18 protein-coding genes are annotated in these 24,447 nt (G+C 53.2%); all 18 read right to left on the reverse strand.

From position 1 onward, the window contains the following. Nucleotides 1-43: 43 nt before the first annotated feature. Nucleotides 44-778, reverse strand: a complete 735-nt coding sequence (locus tag AB1500_02630) for a pseudouridine synthase (protein ID MEW6182061.1) — start codon at nucleotides 776-778, stop codon at nucleotides 44-46. A gap of 248 nt (nucleotides 779-1,026) precedes the next feature. Next, nucleotides 1,027-1,497, reverse strand: a complete 471-nt coding sequence (locus AB1500_02635; GenBank protein ID MEW6182062.1) for a CBS domain-containing protein — start codon at nucleotides 1,495-1,497, stop codon at nucleotides 1,027-1,029. A gap of 146 nt (nucleotides 1,498-1,643) precedes the next feature. Then, on the reverse strand, nucleotides 1,644-2,168 hold the full coding sequence (locus AB1500_02640) for a spore maturation protein (GenBank protein MEW6182063.1): 525 nt from the start codon (nucleotides 2,166-2,168) through the stop codon (nucleotides 1,644-1,646). Then, on the reverse strand, nucleotides 2,161-2,763 hold the full coding sequence (locus AB1500_02645; GenBank protein MEW6182064.1) for a nucleoside recognition domain-containing protein: 603 nt from the start codon (nucleotides 2,761-2,763) through the stop codon (nucleotides 2,161-2,163). Before AB1500_02645 ends, AB1500_02640 begins: the two co-directional genes overlap by 8 nt. A gap of 287 nt (nucleotides 2,764-3,050) precedes the next feature. Further along, nucleotides 3,051-3,434: a GerW family sporulation protein gene (gene ytfJ, locus AB1500_02650; protein ID MEW6182065.1), complete on the reverse strand. Its 384-nt coding sequence runs from the start codon at nucleotides 3,432-3,434 to the stop codon at nucleotides 3,051-3,053. Between the two features lie 242 nt (nucleotides 3,435-3,676). Further along, entirely contained in the window at nucleotides 3,677-4,747 is a 1,071-nt protein-coding gene (locus AB1500_02655) for a chemotaxis response regulator protein-glutamate methylesterase (protein ID MEW6182066.1), read from the reverse strand. Between the two features lie 17 nt (nucleotides 4,748-4,764). After that, a complete protein-coding gene (locus AB1500_02660) occupies nucleotides 4,765-5,595 on the reverse strand; it encodes a protein-glutamate O-methyltransferase CheR (protein ID MEW6182067.1) in 831 nt (276 codons plus the stop codon). A 360-nt stretch (nucleotides 5,596-5,955) separates the two neighbouring features. After that, nucleotides 5,956-8,472 carry a methyl-accepting chemotaxis protein gene (locus AB1500_02665; GenBank protein ID MEW6182068.1) on the reverse strand — a complete coding sequence of 839 codons (2,517 nt, stop codon included), beginning with the start codon at nucleotides 8,470-8,472 and terminating at the stop codon, nucleotides 5,956-5,958. A gap of 95 nt (nucleotides 8,473-8,567) precedes the next feature. Then, complete coding sequence (locus AB1500_02670; GenBank protein MEW6182069.1) at nucleotides 8,568-9,074, reverse strand: chemotaxis protein CheW; 507 nt, start codon at nucleotides 9,072-9,074, stop codon at nucleotides 8,568-8,570. 76 nt (nucleotides 9,075-9,150) lie between these two features. After that, the gene (locus tag AB1500_02675) at nucleotides 9,151-11,442 is read right to left on the reverse strand and encodes a chemotaxis protein CheA (protein ID MEW6182070.1); all 2,292 of its coding nucleotides are present in this window, start codon (nucleotides 11,440-11,442) and stop codon (nucleotides 9,151-9,153) included. A gap of 289 nt (nucleotides 11,443-11,731) precedes the next feature. After that, nucleotides 11,732-12,193 carry a chemotaxis protein CheX gene (locus AB1500_02680; GenBank protein ID MEW6182071.1) on the reverse strand — a complete coding sequence of 154 codons (462 nt, stop codon included), beginning with the start codon at nucleotides 12,191-12,193 and terminating at the stop codon, nucleotides 11,732-11,734. A 1-nt stretch (nucleotide 12,194) separates the two neighbouring features. Continuing rightward, a complete protein-coding gene (locus AB1500_02685) occupies nucleotides 12,195-12,668 on the reverse strand; it encodes a chemotaxis protein CheX (GenBank protein ID MEW6182072.1) in 474 nt (157 codons plus the stop codon). After that, the gene (locus AB1500_02690) at nucleotides 12,665-13,045 is read right to left on the reverse strand and encodes a response regulator (GenBank protein MEW6182073.1); all 381 of its coding nucleotides are present in this window, start codon (nucleotides 13,043-13,045) and stop codon (nucleotides 12,665-12,667) included. Before AB1500_02690 ends, AB1500_02685 begins: the two co-directional genes overlap by 4 nt. 200 nt (nucleotides 13,046-13,245) lie before the next feature. Then, complete coding sequence (locus tag AB1500_02695; GenBank protein MEW6182074.1) at nucleotides 13,246-13,731, reverse strand: chemotaxis protein CheD; 486 nt, start codon at nucleotides 13,729-13,731, stop codon at nucleotides 13,246-13,248. A 272-nt stretch (nucleotides 13,732-14,003) separates the two neighbouring features. Then, a complete protein-coding gene (locus AB1500_02700; GenBank protein MEW6182075.1) occupies nucleotides 14,004-17,192 on the reverse strand; it encodes a methyl-accepting chemotaxis protein in 3,189 nt (1,062 codons plus the stop codon). Between the two features lie 101 nt (nucleotides 17,193-17,293). Further along, entirely contained in the window at nucleotides 17,294-17,800 is a 507-nt protein-coding gene (locus AB1500_02705) for a chemotaxis protein CheW (GenBank protein MEW6182076.1), read from the reverse strand. 766 nt (nucleotides 17,801-18,566) lie between these two features. Then, complete coding sequence (locus tag AB1500_02710) at nucleotides 18,567-21,062, reverse strand: methyl-accepting chemotaxis protein (GenBank protein ID MEW6182077.1); 2,496 nt, start codon at nucleotides 21,060-21,062, stop codon at nucleotides 18,567-18,569. A gap of 711 nt (nucleotides 21,063-21,773) precedes the next feature. Beyond that, nucleotides 21,774-24,290 carry a methyl-accepting chemotaxis protein gene (locus AB1500_02715; GenBank protein ID MEW6182078.1) on the reverse strand — a complete coding sequence of 839 codons (2,517 nt, stop codon included), beginning with the start codon at nucleotides 24,288-24,290 and terminating at the stop codon, nucleotides 21,774-21,776. Nucleotides 24,291-24,447: the final 157 nt, after the last annotated feature.

A 24,447-nucleotide genomic window follows, 5' to 3' on the forward strand; every position in this document is an offset into this window, starting at 1 on the left:
GAATGATTCGCGTCTATGGATAAAAATCCTCCTTTTACCGTTTCTAAAGCCCAACCTGTCTTTTTAAAAGTTCAACCTCCTTATTAGTAAGGTGCCTGTACCCTCCGGGTTGTAAACCGTCAAGCCTCAACGGTCCCACAGAGACCCTTCGGAGCTCGATCACCGGATGCCCCACCGCCGCACACATCCGTCGAACCTGTCTCTTCCTTCCTTCGGACACTGTTATCCTTAGAAGGGTGCGTGCTGATTCACGGCGGGCCACTTCCACCTGCGCGGGCCGTGTAGTACCGTCATTCAGTTCAACACCTTTTCGGAGAATGGCCAGGGCCTCCCGGTCTACCCTGCGGTCCACCAATGCCAAATAAACCTTGGGAACCTTGAAACGCGGGTGGGTTAAACGATGTGCCAGCTCCCCGTCATTGGTCAGTAAAAGCAGTCCCTCGCTGTCGAAATCAAGCCGCCCTACAGGAAAGACTCTCTCCTTTATACGGTGTAAAAAATCGATTACCTTTGGCCGGCCCTGTGGATCGGAAACAGTGGTAACCACACCGGCCGGCTTGAAGAACATTAGATAAACCGGGGGCTCCCTTAGACTGACCTGTTTTCCGTCAACCTCGACTCTGTTTTTTTCGGGGTCCACTTTCAAGCCGAGCCTGTCCACCGGTTCTCCGTCGACTTTTACGCGTCCGTCCTCGATCATTCTTTCGGCCTCTCGCCGTGATGCAATGCCCGCACGCGCCAAAATTTTTTGAAGCCGTTCCTCCGTCAAATCGCTCACCCACAAGTATATTTTGCGCAATCAAACCCTTTAACCACCCGTTTACATAAGGCCCTTATGGAATATTCTAACCGCGGAAGAAGGCTTGGGGAGAGTCTATACAAAGCCTGTTGAAAAGCTGTCAGAGACCGCGGAGGCGGTCTCTTGGGTCAAAGAAGTCACCGTAATGAAGGAAAACGGTAAGGCAAATCCGTAGCACCTGCCACAAGACCGTTAAAGTAAAGGACGTCGAAGACGTTTGCCGGCGATCATCCTTTTTCCGCGATTGATGCTCTGATAAGATCCTGACGGGTTATGATCCCCACGAGCCTTCCGTCCTCGTCTATAACGGGAACCCGGTTCACACTCTTTTCCACCATGACGGCGGCGGCTTTTTCCGACGGGTCGTCCGGCCCTACCGTATAAACGTTCCGCGACATAAGGTCACCTACCTTTTGAGCTGCCATGCGTTTGAGGTCCTCCTCGAAACGCTTTGGGTTTTCCAGATAGATGATGCCTCCCATGAAGAGAGTGTAAGCCGGTCCTTTAATCTCGCTTGTTTGCAGCACAAGGTCGGCCTCACTGATTATTCCGACGACGTTCCCTTTTCCGTCCACCACGGGCAGGCCGCTGATATGGTGGTCCAACAGGAGGCGTGCGGCTTTTTCTACGTCATCGTCGGGATTAACCGTTATTATGTTCGTCGTCATTAAATCGCGTGCCATAAGCGTTTTTGTCATGTCCCCACCCTTTCTGTGTTTTTAAGAATAAGTTTTAAACATCCTGGCAGTCCTGGGATTTTATCGCTGTTGCCGGGATTGTATCGTATCGCATTGCGGTTGTCAACTTGACCCTGCCCACCGGTTTGTGAGCTCGTCGGCTTCTCCTATCCGAAGAATTTCCTTACCAGGATTACCGAAGCCAGGAAGGTGGTGACATCGGCTAAAAGTCCGGTAACAGGCGCGTAGCGATAGCGTTTTACCTCTACCGCCCCGAAATAAACTGACAGGACATAGAACGTCGTATCACTAGTGCCCTGCATTGTGGAAACCATTCGTCCGATCATGCTGTCGGGTCCATGGGTGCGGATTATGTCGGTGGCGATGCCCAGTGCCGCACCCCCGGAGAGCGGCCGCATCAACGCGTGCGGCAAGACCTCCGGCGGTATGCCGAAAGGCGTTAGAACGGGCTGTAAAAGCTGAGCCAGCCCCTCCATCGCCCCCGAGGTTCTGAAGACGCTGATCGCCACCAGCATCGCCACCAGGTAAGGGATTGTTTTCACCGCGACCTCGAACCCCTCCTGCGCCCCGGAGATAAAGACCTCATAGACGGGGATCCGCCGGTAGAATCCTGCTGTCAGTATCACAAAAAGGAGCCCCGGTATCACCCATTTTGCCGCTTCGTTAACCATTACGCCGTCCCTGCTTTCGCAAGTAAAACCATCGCAGTAAAACGTCGCCCGCAACCGCCACCGTCATCCCAATCGCCGTGGCCATGATTGTGGTCCCGATGATCGCCGCCGGCTCATGCGAGCCGCAGAGCGCCCTGATGCCGATAACGGTTGTCGGTACAAGCGTGATGCACGAGGTGTTTAACGCCAGGAAGGTGCACATCGCACCGGTGGCCTCTTCCGGGCGCGGGTTAAGCTTCTGCAGTTCCCGCATGGCGATAAGTCCGGCAGGCGTGGCGGCATTTCCAAGACCGAGTATGTTGGCGCTGATGTTAAGGATAATCGCCCCGGCTGCGGGATGCCCGGGAGGCACCCCGGGGAACAAAAGACGGACCAGCGGCCGCACAAGCCAGGTAATCGCCTGTATAAGCCCTGCCGCTTCCGCTAGACGCATCACCCCCAGCCAGAAGGTGATAATGGCAATGAGCCCCAACGATGTTTCCACGCCGACCTTCGAGCCTTCGATAACCGCTTTGGTTACGTCATCGATCCTCCCGTGCACGGCAGCGACAACGATACCGGAAAGCATTAAAAAAAGCCACAGGAAGTTGACCATTTATCTTGACCTCCACACCCTGCCCCGCCGCCGGGATGAGTTTTATCCCGGAGGGTCCGGCACGCCTCGCAATGCATCTTATGGTCGTGCCGATTGCACATCAGATGATACGCAGATTCCGGCCTAGGGCGTTTTGAACTGTTCTAATAATGATTATTTAGGTGATTGGGGATTAGAAGCGATTGGGGAACCAAGAATTGAAATTACTTGGTGTTTCGCTTTCGTTATTGTAAAAAAAGCCTCCCCTCACGGGAAGACCTATTTGTTAAAATTGCGTCGGTATAAATTTAGGATTCTCTAAATTTTCGCCTTATCTCTTCAATTTTATCCAGTATTTGAGGTGCTGAATCCATCAGCCGCTCGGCAAGGTGGTTGCCGTCAACGGGTATCAGGCGCACATTTTCACCGCTTACCACCAGAAAACCCACCGGTTGCACCGAAACCCCGGCGCCGCTGCCTCCGCCGAAAGGTGTTTCCCCGCTGTTACCGACCCTCTCAGTCGCGAAAGCGCTTCCTCCTGCGGCAAAACCGCAGGCTACCCGGGACACCGGGATTATTATCGTCCCATCCGGGGTCTCGACAGGGTCGCCTACCACCGTATTAACGTCTACTATCCCTCTAATACTCTCCATGGCGGTTTTCATCAAACCTTCAACCGGGTGTTCCAACAGGCTCACCTCGCAATTTATCTTTTGCCGATATGTACTGTTTCAGGGTCATACTATAGGACTTATATACCGGAAGTCGCCGTGTTCTTAATGCTCACAATAAAACCGTATCTTAAAACAAATATGTCCCTGAAAGATGTTAAATATTCAGTGGACATAACCACCACAAATACCTTGTGCCCAATTCCCGCCGCAGCCTAAAACGGTTATGCCCGCTCTTAGCCGCTAACAGACCCGTCCGGCCGTTAATGGTTCCGTTCCCGATTTTTCGCCCCCAATAGAAAACTCATTACCGCCGTGGGAATCGCGTCGAGGGACATCAAACATTCCGCTCCGCCGCGCTCATAAGCGACCTTGGGCATACCGAAAACGACCGATGTGATCTCGTCCTGGGCGATGGTCCTGGCACCGGCCTGACGCATCGCCACCATGCCGTCGGCCCCGTCGCTCCCCATTCCTGTCAACATGATCCCTATTGCGTTGGTCCCTACATATTGCGCCACAGAACGGAAAAGAACCTCCACCGAAGGACAGTGCCCGCAGACATTTTCACCGGCACGACACTCCACGAGGTAAATACCGCCGGAACGGCGGACAGTCATGTGGCGGTCACCGGGAGCGATCAGCGCCCGCCCGGGCATTATCCGGTCACCGGTTTTGGCTTCCAATACTTCCATTTCGCATATATCATTCAGGCTGTCGGCAAAGTGCTTTGTAAACCCGGGCGGCATATGCTGCACCACCACCACCCCGGGAACGTTGGACGGGAAGGTGCGGAGTATTTTCCGTATCGCTTCCGTTCCACCGGTTGAGGCGCCGATGGCGATAACCTTGTCCGTAGATTCCGCAAGCGCCTTGCTGTTCATCTTCATCGGCGCCGGAGAGGTCTTCCGGTTGACCTTCCACGCGCTTACATTCGTGACGGCGGCGACCTTCACTTTAGCCCGAAGTTCCCCGAGCATCGCGTTCAGTCCGCGGGCTATGTCCGAGCTGGGTTTGGTAACCACGTCCACCGCGCCGGCCTCGAGCGCCGCCAGGGTTACGGTTGCACCCCTTTTGGTCAGCGCGCTTACTACAATAACCGGTAGAGGATACTGCGGCATCAGACGGCGTAAAAACTCCACCCCGTCCATTTTCGGCATCTCTATGTCCAGCGTCAGCACATCCGGCCTCAGCTTGACTATTTTATCCCTGGCAACGTAGGGGTCGGAAGCCGCCCCTACCACTTCGATCTGCGGGTCTTTCGCCAGGCCCTGGGCAAGGATGTCCCTTACCAGTGCAGAGTCGTCGACCACCAAGACCTTAATCTTTCTCATGCTTCCATCTCCGGTAGTCAGACTTTTTGATACACCGACGGCTTGACATACTTGAACAATCCATTCGACCGGTCCAGCGACTCGGACTGGCCGATGAATAAATACCCTTCAGGTTCGATGTACCGGTGGAAACGTTTGATAAGCTCCTGCCGTACAGTGTTATCGAAATAAATCATCACATTACGGCAAAATATCGCCTGAAACCGGCCTTTAAACGGATAGTCTTTGCGCATAAGGTTCAACCGCCGGAAAAGCACAATGTCTTTTAAATTCTTTTTAACCACCCAGTTACCGTTTTTCAAGGGGCTGAAATATTTTTGCTTGTATTCAAGGGGTACCTGTGACATTCTTTCTGCGGGGTACTCCCCTTCCTTAGCTTTCTGTAAAGCGCTTACAGAAATATCCGTAGCGAGGATTCCCACCTCAACGCCCGAAAAATCATCGGCGAAATAATCGCTTGTAATTATGGCAAGGGTATAGGGTTCTTCACCGGACGAACATCCTGCGCTCCAAATCCTGACATCCGTCTTTCGTCCGCCGGAAACCTCCCGTAACTGCCGCAACAGGGTAGTTCTATAAAACTCCAAATGTTCCTTTTCCCGGAAAAAGTAGGTATGGTTGGTTGAAATCCGGTCGATAAGGGTCAGCAGTGATCTGGCGCTCGGGTCTCTCATTACGTGGTCGTAATAATCCTTAAAGCTCGGAAAACTTCCGGTATGAAGCACCTTCTGCAGCCGCGCGATAACCAGGGCACGCTTATGCTCGCCCAGGTTTATCCCAAACCGGTCATAAACCAGGTTCTTTATCAATGAGTATTCCTCATCGGTTATCTGTGCCAGACCCTCCATCCTAGTACACCCCGCTGAAAATAGTGCTGCTTGCGGTGGGCGCAGCGATAAGCAACGCATTGCTGCATCACTTCTCCCCGCGTTCCGCCTTTGTTACGTTGGCGCTTCTAAGTATCCAGCTTAAGGGTCCTCATTTTCATTGTTCGTTGTACGCAGCACTCAGTCCAATATTTGTAATTATTGATAGATGGTCTCCGATGAGCCAAAGGTATGGTGCTGTACTAACAGTATCAAATGCCTTCTGAATGCCGGGTATAGGCGGCTATCTCCAAAAGTTTATCGGGGTCGTCGGTTTAAGTACACAGGGGCGCACCGTCCGGGGTTTTCTCCCCTATGACGCGCCCCCGTGGTACCTACAGGTTAAAACTTACCAAAGTCCTTATCATCAAGCAGGATGACCTCTTCCGATCTCCCCTTCGCCTGAGTCTTGGACGTTGCAGCAGCCTCAAGGCTTCCGTCGCCCCAGGTCCGGCTGATCGGCTTTCGGGTATCCTGCGGCGCATGATAATCCCGCTGCTCCTTCAGTCTGAATTTCTTAAGCATTTGTTTGAGCTGCAGGGCCTGCGAAGACAACTCCTCGCTTGAAGCCGCCAGTTCCTCGGCGCTGGCGGTGTTATGCTGGGTGATCTGGTCCACCTGTCCCAACCCCTGATTAATCTGCCCGATTCCGAGCGTCTGCTCCTTCGACGCCGAGGCTATTTCACCGATAAGGTCCGTTACCTTGGTCGCTCCGGTAACTATTTCCTCCAGCGCCTTCGATGTATCTTCCACAATCCGCGTACCGACTTCCGTCTTTTTAATCGACCCCTCGATCATCTCGGCGGTCTCCTTGGCCGCCTTGGCGCTGCGCTCCGCAAGGTTGCGAACCTCCTCGGCCACCACCGCGAAACCCTTGCCGTGCTTGCCGGCGCGCGCCGCTTCAACCGCGGCGTTGAGAGCCAGCAGGTTGGTCTGGAAGGCGATCTCGTCGATCGCCTTAATTATTTTGGATATATTGGCGGCGGACTCGTTGATGTCGTTCATGGCATTCACCATTTCCGACATCTGGCCGTTGCCCTTTTCCGCGCTCAGTCTCGCCTGTCCCGCCAGTTGGTTGGCGTGAGTGGCGTTATCCGCGTTGTGCTTGGTCTGCGCGGTAACCTCCTGCATCGAAGCCGTTATCTCCTGAAGGGTGGTCGCCGACTCGCTGGCGCCCTGCGACAACTCCTGGCTCGAGTCCGATATCTGCCGCGAGCCGTTTGCCACCTGTTCCACCGCGATCCGGACCTGCCCCAGGATTTCGTTAATAGCATCGATGGTAGCGTTCAGCGCATTTTTGATATTGGCGTAGTCGCCCTGATAATCGCCCGTCATCGCAACATCCATGTTCCCGCGAGCCATTTCCTTGAGGCATTCGGCGGCTTCGTTGACCGGGTGGATCAGCGCATCAAGGGTCTTGTTGACCCCTTCGATGATTCTGCGGTACCCGCCGTAGTGCCTGGAGGCGTCAGCCCTTGTGTTAAGCTTCCCTTCCAGCGCAGCGCCGGCAAGCATATCCGCATCGTCCACCATGAGTTTAATCGCCTTAATGGTCTCATTTAGACTGTTGTTGATTTCAACGAAGTTGCTCCCGGTGGTCCTGGTGTCCTCATCGGTATCGGCCACCTTTGTCTCAACCAGCAGGTCGCCCTTAGCCAGCTTACCGAGATTGATTATGAGGCTTTGCACTTCTTTCTGCTGATAGGCTTGCTGTTTTTCCGCAACCCGCGCCGCGGTCTTGACCGCGGTCTGATCCGTTATAACCTCCATAACGGCAACGATCTTTCCGTCCGATTTTTTTATCGGCACGCCGGTGTAAGCGATATCCAGGTTCATCCCGCGCGGGTGGGCGTCGGTTTCATGTGTTACCTTATGCCCTTGCTGTATGGCCTGCCCGCAGGCGCAGTTGTTGGTATGGCAGTCGGATGTCTTGAAATGGCTGTAGCATTTGGTGCCTATTACCTGTTGTTTTGTAAGGCCTAAAAGGTCCAATCCCGCCTGGTTGAGGTACTGGATGGAAAAATCCTTGTCCAGAAGCATAACAGGGGTGGGAACTGAATCGATATGCCCCACGAGGGTGTCCAGGACCTCGTTAACGCCTTGAATGATTCCCTTAAATTCGAAATTCACCTTATCGGAGTCGCCCCGCGCGTCCAGTCTGCCGGCCAGGACGGCGCCGCTAAGATTCCTGGCCTCTCCAACCAGTGAACTGTTTATACGTCCAAGATACCGGCTGAAGAATAATCCCGCAAGGATTGAAAACACCAGACCAATGAACATTACCACGATTATGCTCGTGGTACCGACAGCCTCTCTTGCCATCTGGTCAAAAACACTCTTCGGCGCTCCGACGTACCAGATACCGATTACCTTCCCGCTGGCGTCTTTTATCGGCTTGTAGGCGGTCTGGTACATGTGACCGACCACGTCGGCCTCACCGTAGTAGTTTTTCCCTTCCTTGAGTACGGCGTCGAAAACCGGCTTGGATACCTGCGTCCCTACCGCTCGGCTTCCGTCCTCTATTTTTTTCACGGTGGTGGCTACGCGGGTATCCCAGCAAAAGATTGTCGCGGTGTCGCCGGTCAGTTTGGCGACGAGGTCGACAGGAGCATAATTGCCGTTCATCAGTGTGTTCCCCTTGTACAGCTTGTCGCCCTCCCTGCGCCAGGTGCCGGGATACATTTTGTCAACAATCATCCCGCCGGTTTCCAAATCCCCTGTCACCTTTTGAACCGCGGCTTCCTTGGACATCTTGACGACGCCCTGCTGCACCATAAAAAACATAACGCCGACCACAACGACGAAACACGCAACCATGACCGCCATTATCTTGGTTCCCAGTTTGACCTTTTTAAACAATGCGCTTCCTCCTTTATCTTACAAACTGCTAAACGTTTACGTATTATCCCGGGATAACGACATGCGCTGCATTATCCGGAGTAATTCTGTTTTCCCTATCCCGCATTGGCCCATTCATCCTCCTCGTCAAAAAGCACCTTATCCGCGTTCAGCAGGATCTTTACCTGCTCGCCGACCTTGCCCATACCCTGGACAAACCGGCTGCTCTCCCCTTTCCTTACCCTCGGCGGCGGTTCAACGTCGCTCTTCGGGATGTCCAGAACCTCCGAAACCCGGTCCACAATCAGTCCGACCGCATGGTTTTCGATGTTTATCACCACGATACAGGTCCGGTCGTCATAGGCGCGCTCCTCCATCCCAAAACGCAGGCGCACGTCCATGACCGGGACCACCTTCCCCCGCAGATTAATGACGCCCTTTACGTGAGAAGGCATGTCCGGCACATCAGTGATGGTCTGGAGCCCTATTATTTCTGTCACGTGCCGGATTTCAATCCCATACTCCTCTTCCCCCAGATAAAAGGTCAGGAACTTATCCTCCTGGGTGTCCTCATCCTCTTCCTCTTCCAGCAAATCTGTATCGAAGCTTTCTCTTGCGGACACGGAGCATCACTCCTTCGGTAAAGATGTTTTGTAATCGTAACACTGGAGGCGGAATTCCTTCTTCGCCCGGGATCCCTTAGTGCACCTGGGACGCCACACCTTCCACGGAATTGATTAAATCGGCTATATCCAGGATCATGCTGATGTCTCCGTCACCCAGGATGGCGCATCCCGAAATGCTTTTCACGTGTCCCAGGTAGCTGGCAAGTCCCTTGATCACCACCTGCTGCTGACCTATCAACTCGTCCACAAACAGGCAATACTTCTGTTGTTCGTTTTCCACCATAATCAGGATGCCGTCGGTCAGCATCCGGTAGTTCGGTTCCACCGCGTACAGTTCATGAAGACGTATTACCGGCAGAAGTTCCCCGCGAATACTAACGACCTCGAGACTGTCCGGGGTGCGGGTAATCTGCCCTTCCTTGGGTTGAAAGGATTCTTTTATCGAACCGATCGGTATGGTATAGCGGTTGCGGCCTACCCTCACCACCATGCCTTCGATGATCGCCAGGGTCAGGGGGATCCGGATGACGAACATCGTACCGGCCCCAAGCCTGCTTCGGACGTCCACCCTGCCCCTCAGTTTTTCAATGTTTCGCTTCACGACATCCATTCCCACGCCTCTGCCGGAAACGTTGGAGACTATCTCGGCGGTGGAGAAACCAGGCTCGAAAATCAGCCGCCAGACTTCCTCGTCCTTCAAGTCCCGGTCTTCGTTTTTGATTAATCCCTTTTCAACCCCCTTACGCAAGATTTTCTCCCGGTTTAGTCCCCGACCGTCATCCTCGACGACAATCCACACCTCGCCGACCGAATGCTTGGCTTCGATGGTGATGCGACCCGTCTCCGGTTTACCCGCGGCACGACGGTCCCCCGGGCTCTCGATGCCGTGATCCACCGCGTTGCGGATAATGTGCACCAGCGGATCGGAGATCTGTTCGATGATTGTCTTGTCGACCTCGGTTTCTTCCCCGACAATGTGCAAGTCTACTTTTTTATCGGCTTTATGCGCCAGGTCTCGAACCAGGCGCATCATCTTCCGGAATGTACCGGACAGAGGGATCATGCGCATCGCCATGGCCACTTCCTGGATCTCCCTGGTTATCTTGTCCAGGCGGAGGACGCTCTTTTCAAAACGTTCAAACTGCATTCCGTTCAAATCCTGCGCATTACCCACCATCGCCTCCGCAATGACCAGTTCTCCTACCAGGTCGAGGAGTTTGTCCAGTTTTTCGATATCCACCCTTATTACTTGCTGCTGGCCGAAAGAAGGCTGCCTTTCCCTGGCATCGCCGTTCCCCCTGGTATCTTCAGTCTTTACTGCGCCGCCATTTCCTTTGTTTTTACATGCCTTTTCCGGATTGTCGTTCATAGCCGGTTCGCTGCCGGCGGACTTGCCCGTCTCCGAAGGCCCGGCTTTATCCGACTCTTTCCCGGCCGGTTCTGAGGTTTGCGGTCCATCGGTTTCGCCGCTCAGACCCGTCAGGTGTTTGATCAGTTCCTCTTTCCCCGGAATGTCGACAGGCAAGCCGCTGTTAATCTGCCGAACACCCTCCCGTAAGGCGTCCGCCGCGATAAGCAGAAAGGATATGGTGATCGAGTCGCAATCCTTCTGATTGTTCCTTATCACGTCGAGAACGGTCTCAGCCTGGTGACTGATTTCTTCGAGATCTCCGTAGCCCAAAAAGCCGGCGTTTCCTTTTAGACTATGCAGCGCACGGAAGGCATTTCCGGCCTGCTCCTGATCGTCAGGCGTTCTTTCCAGTGCCAGTAGCGCCGTTTCCGCTTCCTCGCAGAGACTGATGGCTTCTTCCGCGAACCGCCGGACCAACTCCGGCGTGATCTCCAGGTTTATCTCATCCGCATCGTCGGTTGTCTCTTCCTCCACGCCGCCCGTCGGCCCGGCATCTCCCCGTTCTATCACGGGAGGTGCCGCCTTCCCGCTCAGAATGATCGTCATTGTCTTTTTTAGATCATCAATAATGGCCCCCGCATCGGTCTCAAAACCCCGATCATGAAACTGTTGTTCCACAGAGTCCAGGATAATCCTGATTAAATCACTGGTTCTGCACAGGAGATCAACGTGTCCCGGCTCTACATCCGCCTTACCTTTGCGGAACATATCAAGAAGGGTTTCCGCCTCATGGGTCACGGCGACCACCGTTGGGAAATCCAGAAAACCGGCGGCGCCCTTCAGGGTGTGGAAGAGCCTAAAAATGGCGTTCAGAATTTCAATATTTACTTCCCCCGAAGCAACCGCGCTTTGCTCCATGGTTATGATTTGCGGCTCCACCTCGTCTAAAAGCTCTCGTCCTTCGGTCAGGAATTCCTTGATTAGTTCGCGTCTTTCCTGATCATCAAACAACATATCACCTTCCATCGAGACATTATTTAAAAGGCTGCTGCAAAACGGCACACTATCCTAGAAGCGATATTGAAAACGCGATTCTATTTACAGAACCAGGCTATGCCGCGTACTTGATTACACGCTCCCCAGAAGTTGTAATTTTAACGCAAACGGTGTAGTAAATTATTGTAGATTTCGGGGCTGTGTAAAAAATCCATTAGTAAATAATTCGTAATTTTTCCGCAGCTCTTTAGACTGTTATGTAACCTGTCAGCTTCTAGATTAATTCTCTTAAGAAAACCCGACGGATTCACGTATCCTCCAACCCGACGTTGGTTTCTATCAACCCTGCATCAGTGAAAAACTCAATGGTAAGGGCCTTTATCTGCCCCATCAACGTTACATTATCACCGGTAATCAATGCGGGGGGAGATATATCCATAAAGATTTTACTGTTTTTTTCATATAATATGGCTGCACTCGAAGTAAGAATATTGGACAATTCCGCTATTGCGCTGCGTGCCATTTCATCAAAGGTCTCCACCGGCATGCCCATCATGCGTGAAGCCACATTCTTGGCGGTAGCCTCGGTCATGCAATACGCCACGTTGCCTCGAACATCCTTAGACAATCCTATAAGGGCCGTCACCTGCATTGTCACGGTCAACCTGTCGCTTAACCTTAAATTCCCACGCTTGACTTCGGAAAAACCGAATTGAGGCAGCACCTGGTAAAATGCTTCAATAAAGGGCATGTACATTTTTACGTCCAATTCAAAGACTCCTCTCAAATCCCACCGTGATAGATATTTCCCCAAGCGGCGTTTTGATTTCGATGACTTCGGGTTTTATCTTGGGACTCGTGATTACCACTTTGTCTCCAAATAAAATGCTCGGGGGTGTGAGATCAAGCTGCAAACCGTTCGAGTCGTTTAAAAGCGAAACGGCATGTCCGGAAAAAACGTTGGCGAACTCGGCGATGGTGTATAAGACGAATTCATCGTCGGTTGAATACTCTTCCCCGTTGATCAACTCACAGAGCCTGCGGGCAAGCTCCCTGCCGGTGTCAACGATAATAATTCCCGGCCTCGCCCCGGTAATACCGATAATCACGGTAAGGCCGTTTGACCTGAAGGTGCTTGATTGCCTCCGCGGCTTGTCGTACTCACAGTTCAACCCGGCCATCGTATTAATATTTTTTCCGAAGGATGAAACAAACTGATTCAGGTAGCCGTCCTGTTTTTTCAAGACTCTCTCATCCCTTTACATATTGTTTCGATCGCCCGGAGTAATTCTTCCGGCTCAAAAGGCTTTTGCAGAAATACACCAACTCCTATGTCTTTTGCCTTCTGGACACAATCCTTGTCGCCCCGCGAGGTCAGCATTATTATCTTCACCTTGGCGTCTGTCGCCAGAAGCTCCCGGGAGGCATCGAGCCCGTTCATTACGGGCATGGTGATATCCATGGTCACCACATCCGGAACAAGTTTAGCGTACATATCCAGAGCCTCTTTCCCGTTCTTCGCGACGCCGCATACCTCGTATGAATCGGCGGGCAGGGCTTTGGCCACCAGTTTATGTACGAAGGGTGAATCATCAACGACCAATATTCTTGTCTTATCCATTTGTCCCAGTCCTTTCGCGCCGTTTTACCCATAGAAGCTTAAACCAGATGTTTTTTGTGTAGCTCCATACAGGTGCTGTTGCGTGACCGATTCCTGTCGTTTTCAGACAGTTCACCGGGGTGGAAGCGAGGTGCATTTAGGACTATGCGAAGAATCTGCCTACAGATTAAGTCGGTATCCTATGCGGTTACTTGAGCCCTTCATAATTCCCCAAGGGCCTTTCCATGCGATGAAATGATAACCGCTCCCGTTTCCACAAAGACGCTTACCGTCCGGACAATATCTCCGCCGACATCCTGTGCGGCGGCGCCCATCCCGTATTTTTTCAGCTCTTCCCTGACCGCCTCTAGGTTGCGGCCGCCTATATTCGATCTAAGGCCGGATTCTATCGATACGGCGCCGCCGGCGGCGATTTTAACGACAAGATCATCCTTCCGGCAGCCGCATTCCCTCATGCGCCGTAACAGTGCCGGCACTCCTGTGTCCGCAAAATACCCGAGTTTGTCCATAGCCAGATTACGGTCGATATCCGATGTCGGTAACGCCACGTGCAGAAGGCCCGCGGCCCGCTTTCGGGGCGCCAGCATTATCACCGCAACGCAGGAACTCAGGGCATATGTTCTAAGCACCCCGCTCCCAAGGCACGTAGCCCCCAGTTCACCTATGCCTATGAAAATTGTTGTCATTATCTTACCCCTGAACTTTACAAAAACTTTTAACCCAAATCATAGAAACACCCATTGTTTCACTCCGCGGCAAAGGCCTTATGCGTCAAGGCCGACATTGACCTCGATCAGACCCGCGTCCGTTACTATCTCAATTGCAAGAATCGTCGCCTGGTTGACTATGGTCACATTTTCTCCGGTAATCATGGTAGGCGGCGATATATCCACACCGTGATACTATACGGCAGGGACGCAGGGAAGCCTGGGCGACCCTGCGTCCCTGTTCCGGTGTACTAGAACTTGCCGAATTCTCTGTCGTCAAGGTGAATAGCGTCATTAGGTTTCTTTTTTTCACCGGCGCCGGATACGGCGGCTGCCTCGAGAACGCCCGCACTCCGTGCTGACTCCGTAGATTTAAGAGCCATTCCCTTGTACGTTTGTTGCGCCTTAAGTTTAAACTTGCCCAGCATCTGCTTGAGCTGCACGGCCTGAACCGACAGTTCCTCGCTGGCGGCTGCCAGTTCCTCCGCGCTGGCGGTGTTCTGCTGAGTAACCTGGTCCACCTGTCCGAGGCCCTGGTTGACCTGCCCGATGCCGAATGCCTGTTCCTTCGAAGCGGACGCGATTTCGCCGATTAAATCAGTTACCTTGGTTGCGCCGGCAACGATTTCCTCCAACGACTTGGAGGTTTCCTCCACGATCTTCGTACCGGCTTCCGTCTTTTTAATCGAACCTTCAATTAACTCCGCCGTTTCCTTTGCCGCCTTTGCGCTGCGCTCGGCAAGGTTGCGCACCTCCTCGGCGACCACCGCGAAACCCTTGCCGTGCTTGCCGGCGCGCGCCGCCTCAACCGCAGCGTTCAAAGCAAGCAGGTTGGTCTGGAAGGCGATCTCGTCGATTGCCTTTATAATCCGCGATATGTTTGCGGCAGACTCGTTGATTTCGTTCATGGCTCCGACCATTGCCCCCATCTGCCCGTTGCCTTTTTCCGCGCTGCTTCTCGCCTGCCCAGCCAGTTGGTTGGCATGGGTGGCGTTGTCCGCGTTCTGTTTGGTCTGAGTGGTAACCTGCTGCATGGACGAAGTAATCTCCTCCAATGAGCTTGCCGATTCACTTGCACCCTGCGACAACGCCTGGCTCGAGTCGGATATCTGCCGCGAGCCGTTGGCCACCTGGTCCACGGCCACGGAAACCTGGGTCAGGATCTCGTTAACCGAATCGATTGTGCCGTTTAACGCGTTCTTGATTATCGCATGGTCGCCCTTATAGCTACCCGTCATCGCCACATCCATGTTGCCTTTGGCCATTTCCTTAAGGCACTCCGCAGCTTCATTTATGGGGTGCAACACGGCGTCGAGGGTCTGGTTCACCCCTTCGATGATGTTGCGGAACTCGCCGCCGTGCTTCGAGGCATCGGCCCTGTTGCTGAGCCTGCCTTCCACCGCGGCCTCGCTGAGCATGTTGGCGTCCTCAGCCATAAGGTTGATGGCCTTTACGGTATCACTTAGGCTGCGATTAATGGCGGCAAAGTTGTCGCCGATAACCTTGGTGTCCTCGTCGGTAGCCGCAACCTTTGTTTCAACACGCAGGTCTCCCTTGGACAGTTTACCGAGGTTTACGATCAGGTTTTCGACTTCCTTCTCCTGGTAGACCGCCTGCTTTTGGGCCACCCGCGCCGCGGTCTTGATCGCGGTCTGATCGACCACGAATTCCGCGACCCCGATCGTCTTCCCGTCCGCGTCCTTAAGCGGCGTGCCGGTATAGGAAATGTCCAGGTCCATGCCGCGCGGGTGCGCGTCGGTCTCCCGCGTTACCGTCCGCCCCTGCTGCATCGCCTGCGAACAGGCGCAGTTGGCCGTGTTGCAGTCGGAGGTCTTAAAGTGGGTGTAGCACTTCGTGCCGACCGCCTGCTGCCCCGTCATACCAAGCAGGTCCAGGCCGGTCTTGTTCAGGTACCGGATGCCGAAATCTTTGTCGAGAATCATAAAGGGCGCCGGCACCGAGTCGATGTGACCGACTAAGGTATCGAGGGTCTGGTTCACCCCTTCGATGATGTTGCGGAACTCGCCGCCGTGCTTCGAGGCATCGGCTCTGTTGCTGAGCCTGCCTTCCACCGCGGCCTCGCTGAGCATGTTGGCGTCCCGCACCATTAAATGGATGGCGTCAACGGTCTGGCTCAGGCTGCCGTTGATTTTGGTAAAGTTCTCACCGATGGCTTTTGTATCCTCGTCGGTGTCAGCCACCCTAGTTTCAACGCGCAGGTCTCCCTTGGATAACTTGCCGAGGTTGATGATCAGGTTTTTGACTTCCTTCTCCTGGTAGACCGCCTGTTTTTGGGCCACCCGCGCCGCCGTCTTGACCGCGGTCTGGTCCACCACAAACTCCATACAACCGATGATCTGACCGCTCGCATCCTTTACCGGTATGCCGGTGTAAGCGATATCCAGGTCCATGCCGCGCGGGTGCGCGTCGGTCTCCCTCGATGCAATCCTGCCCTGCTGCATGGCCTGCGCGCAAGCGCAGTTGGTCGTGTGGCAGTCGGAGGTTTTGAAGTGGTCGTAACACTTGGTGCCGGCCACCTGTTGCTGCGAGAGATTGAGAAGACCGGCCCCAGTACCGTTCATATACTGGATGGTGAAATCCTTGTCGATGATCATTACCGGAACAGGAACGGCGTTGATATGACCCACCAGCGTGTCCATGATGTCGTTCATCCCTTGAACGATCCCCTGGAATTCCGTGTTGATCTTTTCGACATCGCCCCGGGCGTCAAGCTTACCGACAACGGCCAGCCCAACGAGACGTTTTGTTTCACCGACAAGTGAGCTGATTATGCAGCCCACATGACGAGAGAACAGGACCCCTATACCGATCGCCAGGAGAAGGCCGATTCCGATCGCCAGAACGATGTTCCTGGTCGAGCCCGCTGCCGTATTGTCGGCCTCAGTACCCGTTTGGTCCGCTATTTTGGCATTCAACGCGACCAGTTCTTCCAACGCCGTTTCGGTTTCCTTGAAAGAGGCGTCTGTTGCGCCGAGACTCTGTTCCCTTGCTTGGTTCAAGCTGCCCGCTTTATGGAGTCTTAGAAACTCATCCTCATTCTTCTTCCAGGCCGCATACGCGGAGCCGAATTTATTCCAGAGCGCGGTCTCTTCCTGGTCCTTCTCCACTCCCTCATAGGTTTTCCAGTTTTCATCGATGACCTTCCATGCTTCAGTCATGTACGCGTATTGCCTGTCGACCGTCTGCTTGTCTATCCCCGAAGCGAGCAGCGTCCGCTCCGCGTAGCCGATGTCCATTTGTGCGGCATGCAGGTGAAGCAGGGCCTGCGCGCCCGCAAGGTGGTTGTCATGGATATCGGTGGCGCAGTCATTAACCTTTTTTACACCGTTGTAACCTACAAGACCGATTATCACGGTAACCACCAGGAGCATTGCGAAAGCCGCGGTCATTTTTACGCCCAGTTTCATGTTTTTAAACATCCTATCTGCCTCCTGTTTTTTCTTATAACCATCCCTCTTTTATAACCGTTGCTTGTTTTGGTGTTCGGATAAAAGGAGGATTGTCACTCTCACTCAACCGACTATCCTTCTTCCATCCATTCACCTCCCCCGTCAAAAAGGACCCTATCCGCGTTCAGCAAGATTTTTACCTTTTCGCCAACCTTCCCCATGCCGCTTACAAAACGGCTGCCCTCTCCTTTTTTAACCTGCGGCGGCGCCTCTATATCACTCTTACGTATGTCGAGAACTTCGGAAACGCGGTCGACAATAAGGCCTACGGTATGGTTGTTGACGTTGATCACCACAATGCAGGTCCGGTCGTCATACGCCCGCTCCTCCATCCCGAAACGCAACCGTACATCCATAACCGGGAGGACCTTTCCGCGCAGGTTGATAACCCCCCTGACGTGCGACGGCATGTCGGGAACATCGGTGATGTTCTGGACCCTGATTATCTCGGTCACGCTGCCGATCCCAATCCCGTATTCACCCTCTCCAAGGATAAAAGTCAGGAACTTATCATCCTGGTTTTCAACCTCCTCATCCTCTTCGATTGAACCGACGTCAAGACGCTCTTTTATGCTCACCTGATTTCACCTCACGCACAGAAATCGTTTTACGCCTGTCCTAAAATATCTGTCGAAAAGTACCGTTGCCGACCTTTAGCATCCCCCCCTTCTTTCTGGTATGGCTGAGTTCCCCTGCAGCCTTGCCGGCACAAAAACTGCTGCTGCGTATTCCATATCAATAGACGTATTATGGCAATATGTAACTATACCATCCACATATTACGTTATTATGGGATAGTGAAACCAGAATTGCCTCATTAACGTTACGCCGGTCGTAGCTTTACTGCGAAGTGAGAATGAATGTGGCAGCTATAACAGTCAGTGTTGGGAGAGGTGTTGTTGCTGGATGTAGAGAATTCGTTTCTGTTTAGAAGGTTGATGTAGTTGTGTGAGAAGCAGATCTTTGCGAGATAAAGTCGGAATATTACAGGATACGTATTCTGTTTTCATTTAATGAGGCTTTTAATAATTATCTCGTTGCTTTTGTCTTACCTTTACACCCCAAAACCATAGTTTTTTGTTGTATATTACAACATTTGTGCAGCATTATACCATTAATTGGTATAAGCTATATTAACGCCTTTTAACAGACTGAACCAGATATATTTATCGATATATCAGAATGACATAACAGCTGTGACAATTCTTACGCGAATTAATCAAATCTGCGCTGCGAACTTTTTTCGCAACAAGATATAAATAGAATTTTCAGTGCATGAACAAAAGGCGCAGAATTATTCTGCGCCCCGGTGATTTGCTTTTTTGCTTCGTAATTATAATACGATTAGAAATCCCCGAATTCTTGGTCGTCGAGGCAAATGGCGTCTGCCGCAGCAGCGGCCTCCCGCATTCCTTTGCCCCGGGCCTGTCCCGCAGCCTTGCGCACTACTCCCTGCGCCTGCAACGCTCGCTGCGCCTTCAACTGGAACCTTCCGAGCATTTGCTTGAGCTGCAGGGCCTGCGCCGACAGTTCCTCGCTCGAAGCCGCCAGTTCCTCGGCGCTGGCGGTGTTCTGCTGCACAACCTGATCCACCTGGCCTAGACCCTGATTGATCTGCCCGATGCCGAGCGCCTGCTCCTTGGATGCAGAGGCTATCTCGCCGATCAGGTCGGTCACCTTGGTCGCGCCGGCAACTATCTCCTCCAGCGCCTTAGAGGTCTCTTCCACGATCCTCGTACCAGCTTCCGTTTTCTTGATCGACCCTTCGATCAATTCGGCGGTTTCTTTTGCCGCCCTGGCGCTCCGCTCCGCAAGGTTGCGCACTTCCTCGGCCACCACCGCGAATCCTTTGCCGTGCTTGCCGGCGCGTGCCGCCTCCACCGCCGCGTTAAGCGCCAGGAGGTTGGTCTGGAAGGCGATCTCGTCGATCGCCTTGATGATCTTGGAGATGTCGGCGGCCGATTCGTTGATCTCGTTCATGGCTTCGACCATCGACATCATCCGGCCGTTGCCCTTTTCCGCGCTCTGTCTCGCCTGGTCGGCCAGTTGATTGGCGTGCGTAGCGTTGTCCGCGGTATTCTTGGTTTGTGCGGTCACCTGCTCCATGGAAGAGGTTATCTCTTCGAGGGTGCTGGCCGATTCGCTGGCGCCCTGCGACAGCGCCTGGCTCGAATCGGATATCTGCCGCGAACCGTTGGCTACCTGGTCCACGGCAACCTCCACCTGTCCCAGGATTTCATTAATTGAATCAATGGTGGAGTTCAGGGCGTTCTTAATTATAGCGTGGTCGCCCTTGTAGTCGCCGGTCATCGCAACATTCATATTGCCGCGGGCCATTTCCTTGAGACACTCCGCCGCTTCGCTGATCGGGTGCACCACTGCGTCAAGCGTTCTGTTGATTCCCTCGACGATATTCCGGTATTCCCCGCCGTGCCTGGAGGCGTCGACCCTGGTATTAAGCTTGCCTTCAACCGCCTCCTGAGCCAGCATGTTGGCATCCACCGCCATTAGATTGACGGCCTGAACGGTATCACCCAGGCTGGTATTAATTTTATGGAAGTTTTCCCCGACGGCCCTGGTATCTTCATCGGTTTCGGCAACCTCTGTCTCAACGCGGAGGTCACCCTTTGCCAGCTTCCCGAGGTTGACGATCAGCTTTTCGACCTCTTTTTCCTGATAGGCGGCCTGCTTCTGCGCCTTCAGCGCCGACATCATGCCTGTCTGGTCGACCACAAACTCCATACAACCAACGACCTTATCATTAGCGTCTTTGATCGGAATACCGGTGTAAGAGATGTTCAGATTCATCCCGCGCGGGTGCGCGTCCGTCTCCCTGGTGGTTAGCTGTCTCTGCCGCATCGCTGTAGCACAGGCGCAGTTCGATGTATGGCAGTCCGAGGTCTTGAAGTGATCGTAGCACTTTGTGCCGAGCAATTGCTGCTGGGAGAGACCCAGCAACCCGGCGCCCGCCTTGTTCATATACCGAACATCCATCTCCTTATCGATAATCATTACCGGTAGCGGCATGTTATCCAAGTGCCCCACCATAGTGTCAATAACGTCGTTTATGCCGTCCATAATCGGCTGGAATTCATCGTTAATCCGATTGCCGTCACCCCGCGCGTCCAGCTTGCCGACTACCGCCGCCTCGACAATCCGCCTGGTCTCCGTAATCAACGCGTCGATAATTCCGCGGATGTGCCTTTCGAAGAAAACACCCGACAAAACGGACAGCAGAAGACCGATAATCATCGTGGCCAGCATGATCGTCTTTGAATACCGGACCGTGATACCTGCTCTGTTCACCGTTTGGTCGACAAACTTGGCGTTCTCCGTCATGAGGCTGTCGATGATTGTTTCCGTCTCTTCAAAGGCAGCAGCGTCCTCCACTATGGCGAACGTGCGCGCCTTGTCCAACCGGCCGGCGTTCACGTATTCCATGAACGCCGCGTGCTTTTCCTTCCAGGCGTCCCAGGACTTTTGGAAATCGGCCCACAACTTCTTCTCTTCGTCGCTTTTTTCAGCCTTATCGTATTTTACCCAATCCTCTTTTTCCGCATCGTTCCAGTGTCCCGCCATTTCGCTTTTAAACTCGTTTATCGTCGCCTTATCCAGTCCGGGAATAAGCATGCTTCTCTCCAGGGCGTTGATTTCCATTTGGGCGAGATGGATACGCAGCAAACTTATAGCGCTTGTCAAATGCTCCGTGCCCAAGTCTTCCGCCTCACTGCCGACGGCGCCGATCTTCCAGTAACCGATGCAACCGACTGCGACCGCGATGGTGACGACCAAACCAAGCGCGAGCGCAATTTTGTTCGCGAGTTTCATTCTGGACAACATGGCATCTTCCTCCCTTGTTCTAGGGTTCCTGACAGCATAACGAACTCTTCGACGACTGATTTACACCCTCTTTATCCGCTCCTTCCTCGTTACCGACGTCGGACCTCAAATATCGGACGTCAGACCTTTTCCAGGCAGTCTCTCCCCGTGAAATAACATCCGTCCTCAACTCTGCTCGTATCGGGGACGTCCGCTCATTCCCTTTATGATCCTTCGGAGGAGGTTTCCAACCCCTCTTTAAACAAATAAAGCCGTCCGGAGGTAGTTTGTTTCATCCTTTTCGAGGCCTGGCTGATAATAAGGTTGGATGAAGGACATCAGATATCAAACTTCGTAAATAATTAGTAACATTTCTCTGAACTGCCCAGACATCGGATCTCGTTCTCTGCCCGGCCCGTCTTAGTCTTTCGCGTCATTTCTATTTCTCGAATTCGCCGGATGCTTTTGCTAAGTTCGGATAGTGGTTTGATAAAAGCAGGTCTTTGGGATGATTTTTGCCGGCTTTGGTTTATTTTTAATAAGGCATTTAGAGCACTTGTTAAATAACTCGTCATTTTTCGGTAAATTCTTAACGCAGTAAACATGATTTTGCTGTATATAAACACAAGTGGGTATCGGGCTTTTTCAGCCCATTATCCCTCCATAACAAAAGGCGCAGAATTATTCTGCGCCCCGGTGCGTTTGCTTTTTTGCTTCGTAATTATAATACGATTAGAAATCCCCGAATTCTTGGTCGTCGAGGCAAATGGCGTCTGCCGCAGCAGCGGCCTCCCGCATTCCTTTGCCCCGGGCCTGTCCCGCAGCCTTGCGCACTACTCCCTGCGCCTGCAACGCTCGCTGCGCCTTCAACTGGAACCTTCCGAGCATTTGCTTGAGCTGCAGGGCCTGCGCCGACAGTTCCTCGCTCGAAGCCGCCAGTTCCTCGGCGCTGGCGGTGTTCTGCTGCACAACCTGATCCACCTGGCCTAGACCCTGATTGATCTGCCCGATGCCGAGCGCCTGCTCCTTGGATGCAGAGGCTATCTCGCCGATCAGGTCGGTCACCTTGGTCGCGCCGGCAACTATCTCCTCCAGCGCCTTAGAGGTCTCTTCCACGATCCTCGTACCAGCTTCCGTTTTCTTGATCGACCCTTCGATCAATTCGGCGGTTTCTTTTGCCGCCCTGGCGCTCCGCTCCGCAAGGTTGCGCACTTCCTCGGCCACCACCGCGAATCCTTTGCCGTGCTTGCCGGCGCGTGCCGCCTCCACCGCCGCGTTAAGCGCCAGGAGGTTGGTCTGGAAGGCGATCTCGTCGATCGCCTTGATGATCTTGGAGATGTCGGCGGCCGATTCGTTGATCTCGTTCATGGCTTCGACCATCGACATCATCCGGCCGTTGCCCTTTTCCGCGCTCTGTCTCGCCTGGTCGGCCAGTTGATTGGCGTGCGTAGCGTTGTCCGCGGTATTCTTGGTTTGTGCGGTCACCTGCTCCATGGAAGAGGTTATCTCTTCGAGGGTGCTGGCCGATTCGCTGGCGCCCTGCGACAGCGCCTGGCTCGAATCGGATATCTGCCGCGAACCGTTGGCTACCTGGTCCACGGCAACCTCCACCTGTCCCAGGATTTCATTAATTGAATCAATGGTGGAGTTCAGGGCGTTCTTAATTATAGCGTGGTCGCCCTTGTAGTCGCCGGTCATCGCAACATTCATATTGCCGCGGGCCATTTCCTTGAGACACTCCGCCGCTTCGCTGATCGGGTGCACCACTGCGTCAAGCGTTCTGTTGATTCCCTCGACGATATTCCGGTATTCCCCGCCGTGCCTGGAGGCGTCGACCCTGGTATTAAGCTTGCCTTCAACCGCCTCCTGAGCCAGCATGTTGGCATCCACCGCCATTAGATTGACGGCCTGAACGGTATCACCCAGGCTGGTATTAATTTTATGGAAGTTTTCCCCGACGGCCCTGGTATCTTCATCGGTTTCGGCAACCTCTGTCTCAACGCGGAGGTCACCCTTTGCCAGCTTCCCGAGGTTGACGATCAGCTTTTCGACCTCTTTTTCCTGATAGGCGGCCTGCTTCTGCGCCTTCCGCCCCGCGGTCTTGACCGCGGTCTGGTCGACCACGATCTCCACCACGCCGATAGTCTTCCCGCCCGCATCCTTTATCGGCACGCCGGTGTAGGCGATATCAAGATTCATTCCCCTTGGGTGCGCGTCGGTCTCGCGGCTTACCTTCTGCCCCTGCTGGAGGGCCTGCCCGCAGGCGCAGTTTGCCGTGTTGCAGTCCGAGGTCTTGAAATGGTTATAGCACTTGGTGGCGATCACCTGCTGTCTTGTTAAGCCGAGAAGGTCCAGGCCTGTCTGGTTCAGATACTGGATGGAAAAATCCTTATCTATGATCATCACCGGGGTCGGTACGGCGTCAATATGCCCCACCAGTTTATCCAGAACCTCGTTCATTCCCTGAACGATTCCCCGGAACTCAAAATTAGTCCCTTCCATGTCACCGCGGATATCAAGCCTGCCGATAACGGCAGATTCAACCAATTTTTTCGATTCCGCCATTAAACCGTTTATGACGCCGCTGACACTACGTAAAAACAGGATTCCCAATACAAGCGCAAGCAGCACGCCTGCGATGATCGCCCCGATCAGAATCCTTTTGGCCGTAGATCCCGTTTCTTCTGTGCTCTTGACCGTTTCAGCCGATTCCTTCAGATTTTCGTTGATCACCTCACCGAGCAGCGCCTCAGCCGCTTTGAATGACTGCGATTCGGTAACCAAGCATTGATTTTTCGCCTCGGCGTATATGGTGTCGTCATTACTTTCATAATACTTCTTCATAAAGTCGGCATACTTTTGGCTGTCTGTCTTCCATGTCTCCCATGCCGGCACAAAACTATTCCACAGTTCCTCTTGCTTTTGCGCCTTGGGAAGCATACCGTAGTTCTTCCATGCCTCTTCGGCTCGGATGAACGCTTTGTCTCTTTGTTCCAGCTCATGCTTGAACCGTTCCTCCCCGATACCCGGGATCAACATCGTTCTCTCCGCTGCCTTCACCGCTGTCTTGGCCTCGTTGATCGCTTGCAGGTACTGCAAACCCGGGAGACAATTGTGCGCAATCTCCCGTGTGTCTTTTGTTATATCACTTATATCCTTATAACCGATAAAACCTATTGTAAGTGATATAAAGGTAACCGCGCATAAAGCCGTAATTATTTTAGTTCCAAGTTTCATCCGCGCAAACACTCTTACATCCTCCCCTTCTTGTTATTGCTGAATTTTTTAGCGTATTGTTTTAACCATATGGAGGAGTAACTTAGCTTTTTATTCATTCCCCCTGACTAATCACCATATTTCATGGTGACGAATTTTTCGATTCCGGCTTTATTCTTAAAAAGCACTG

It is taken from the genome of Bacillota bacterium (assembly GCA_040755295.1).
GTDB lineage: Bacteria > Bacillota > Desulfotomaculia > Desulfotomaculales > Ammonificaceae > SURF-55.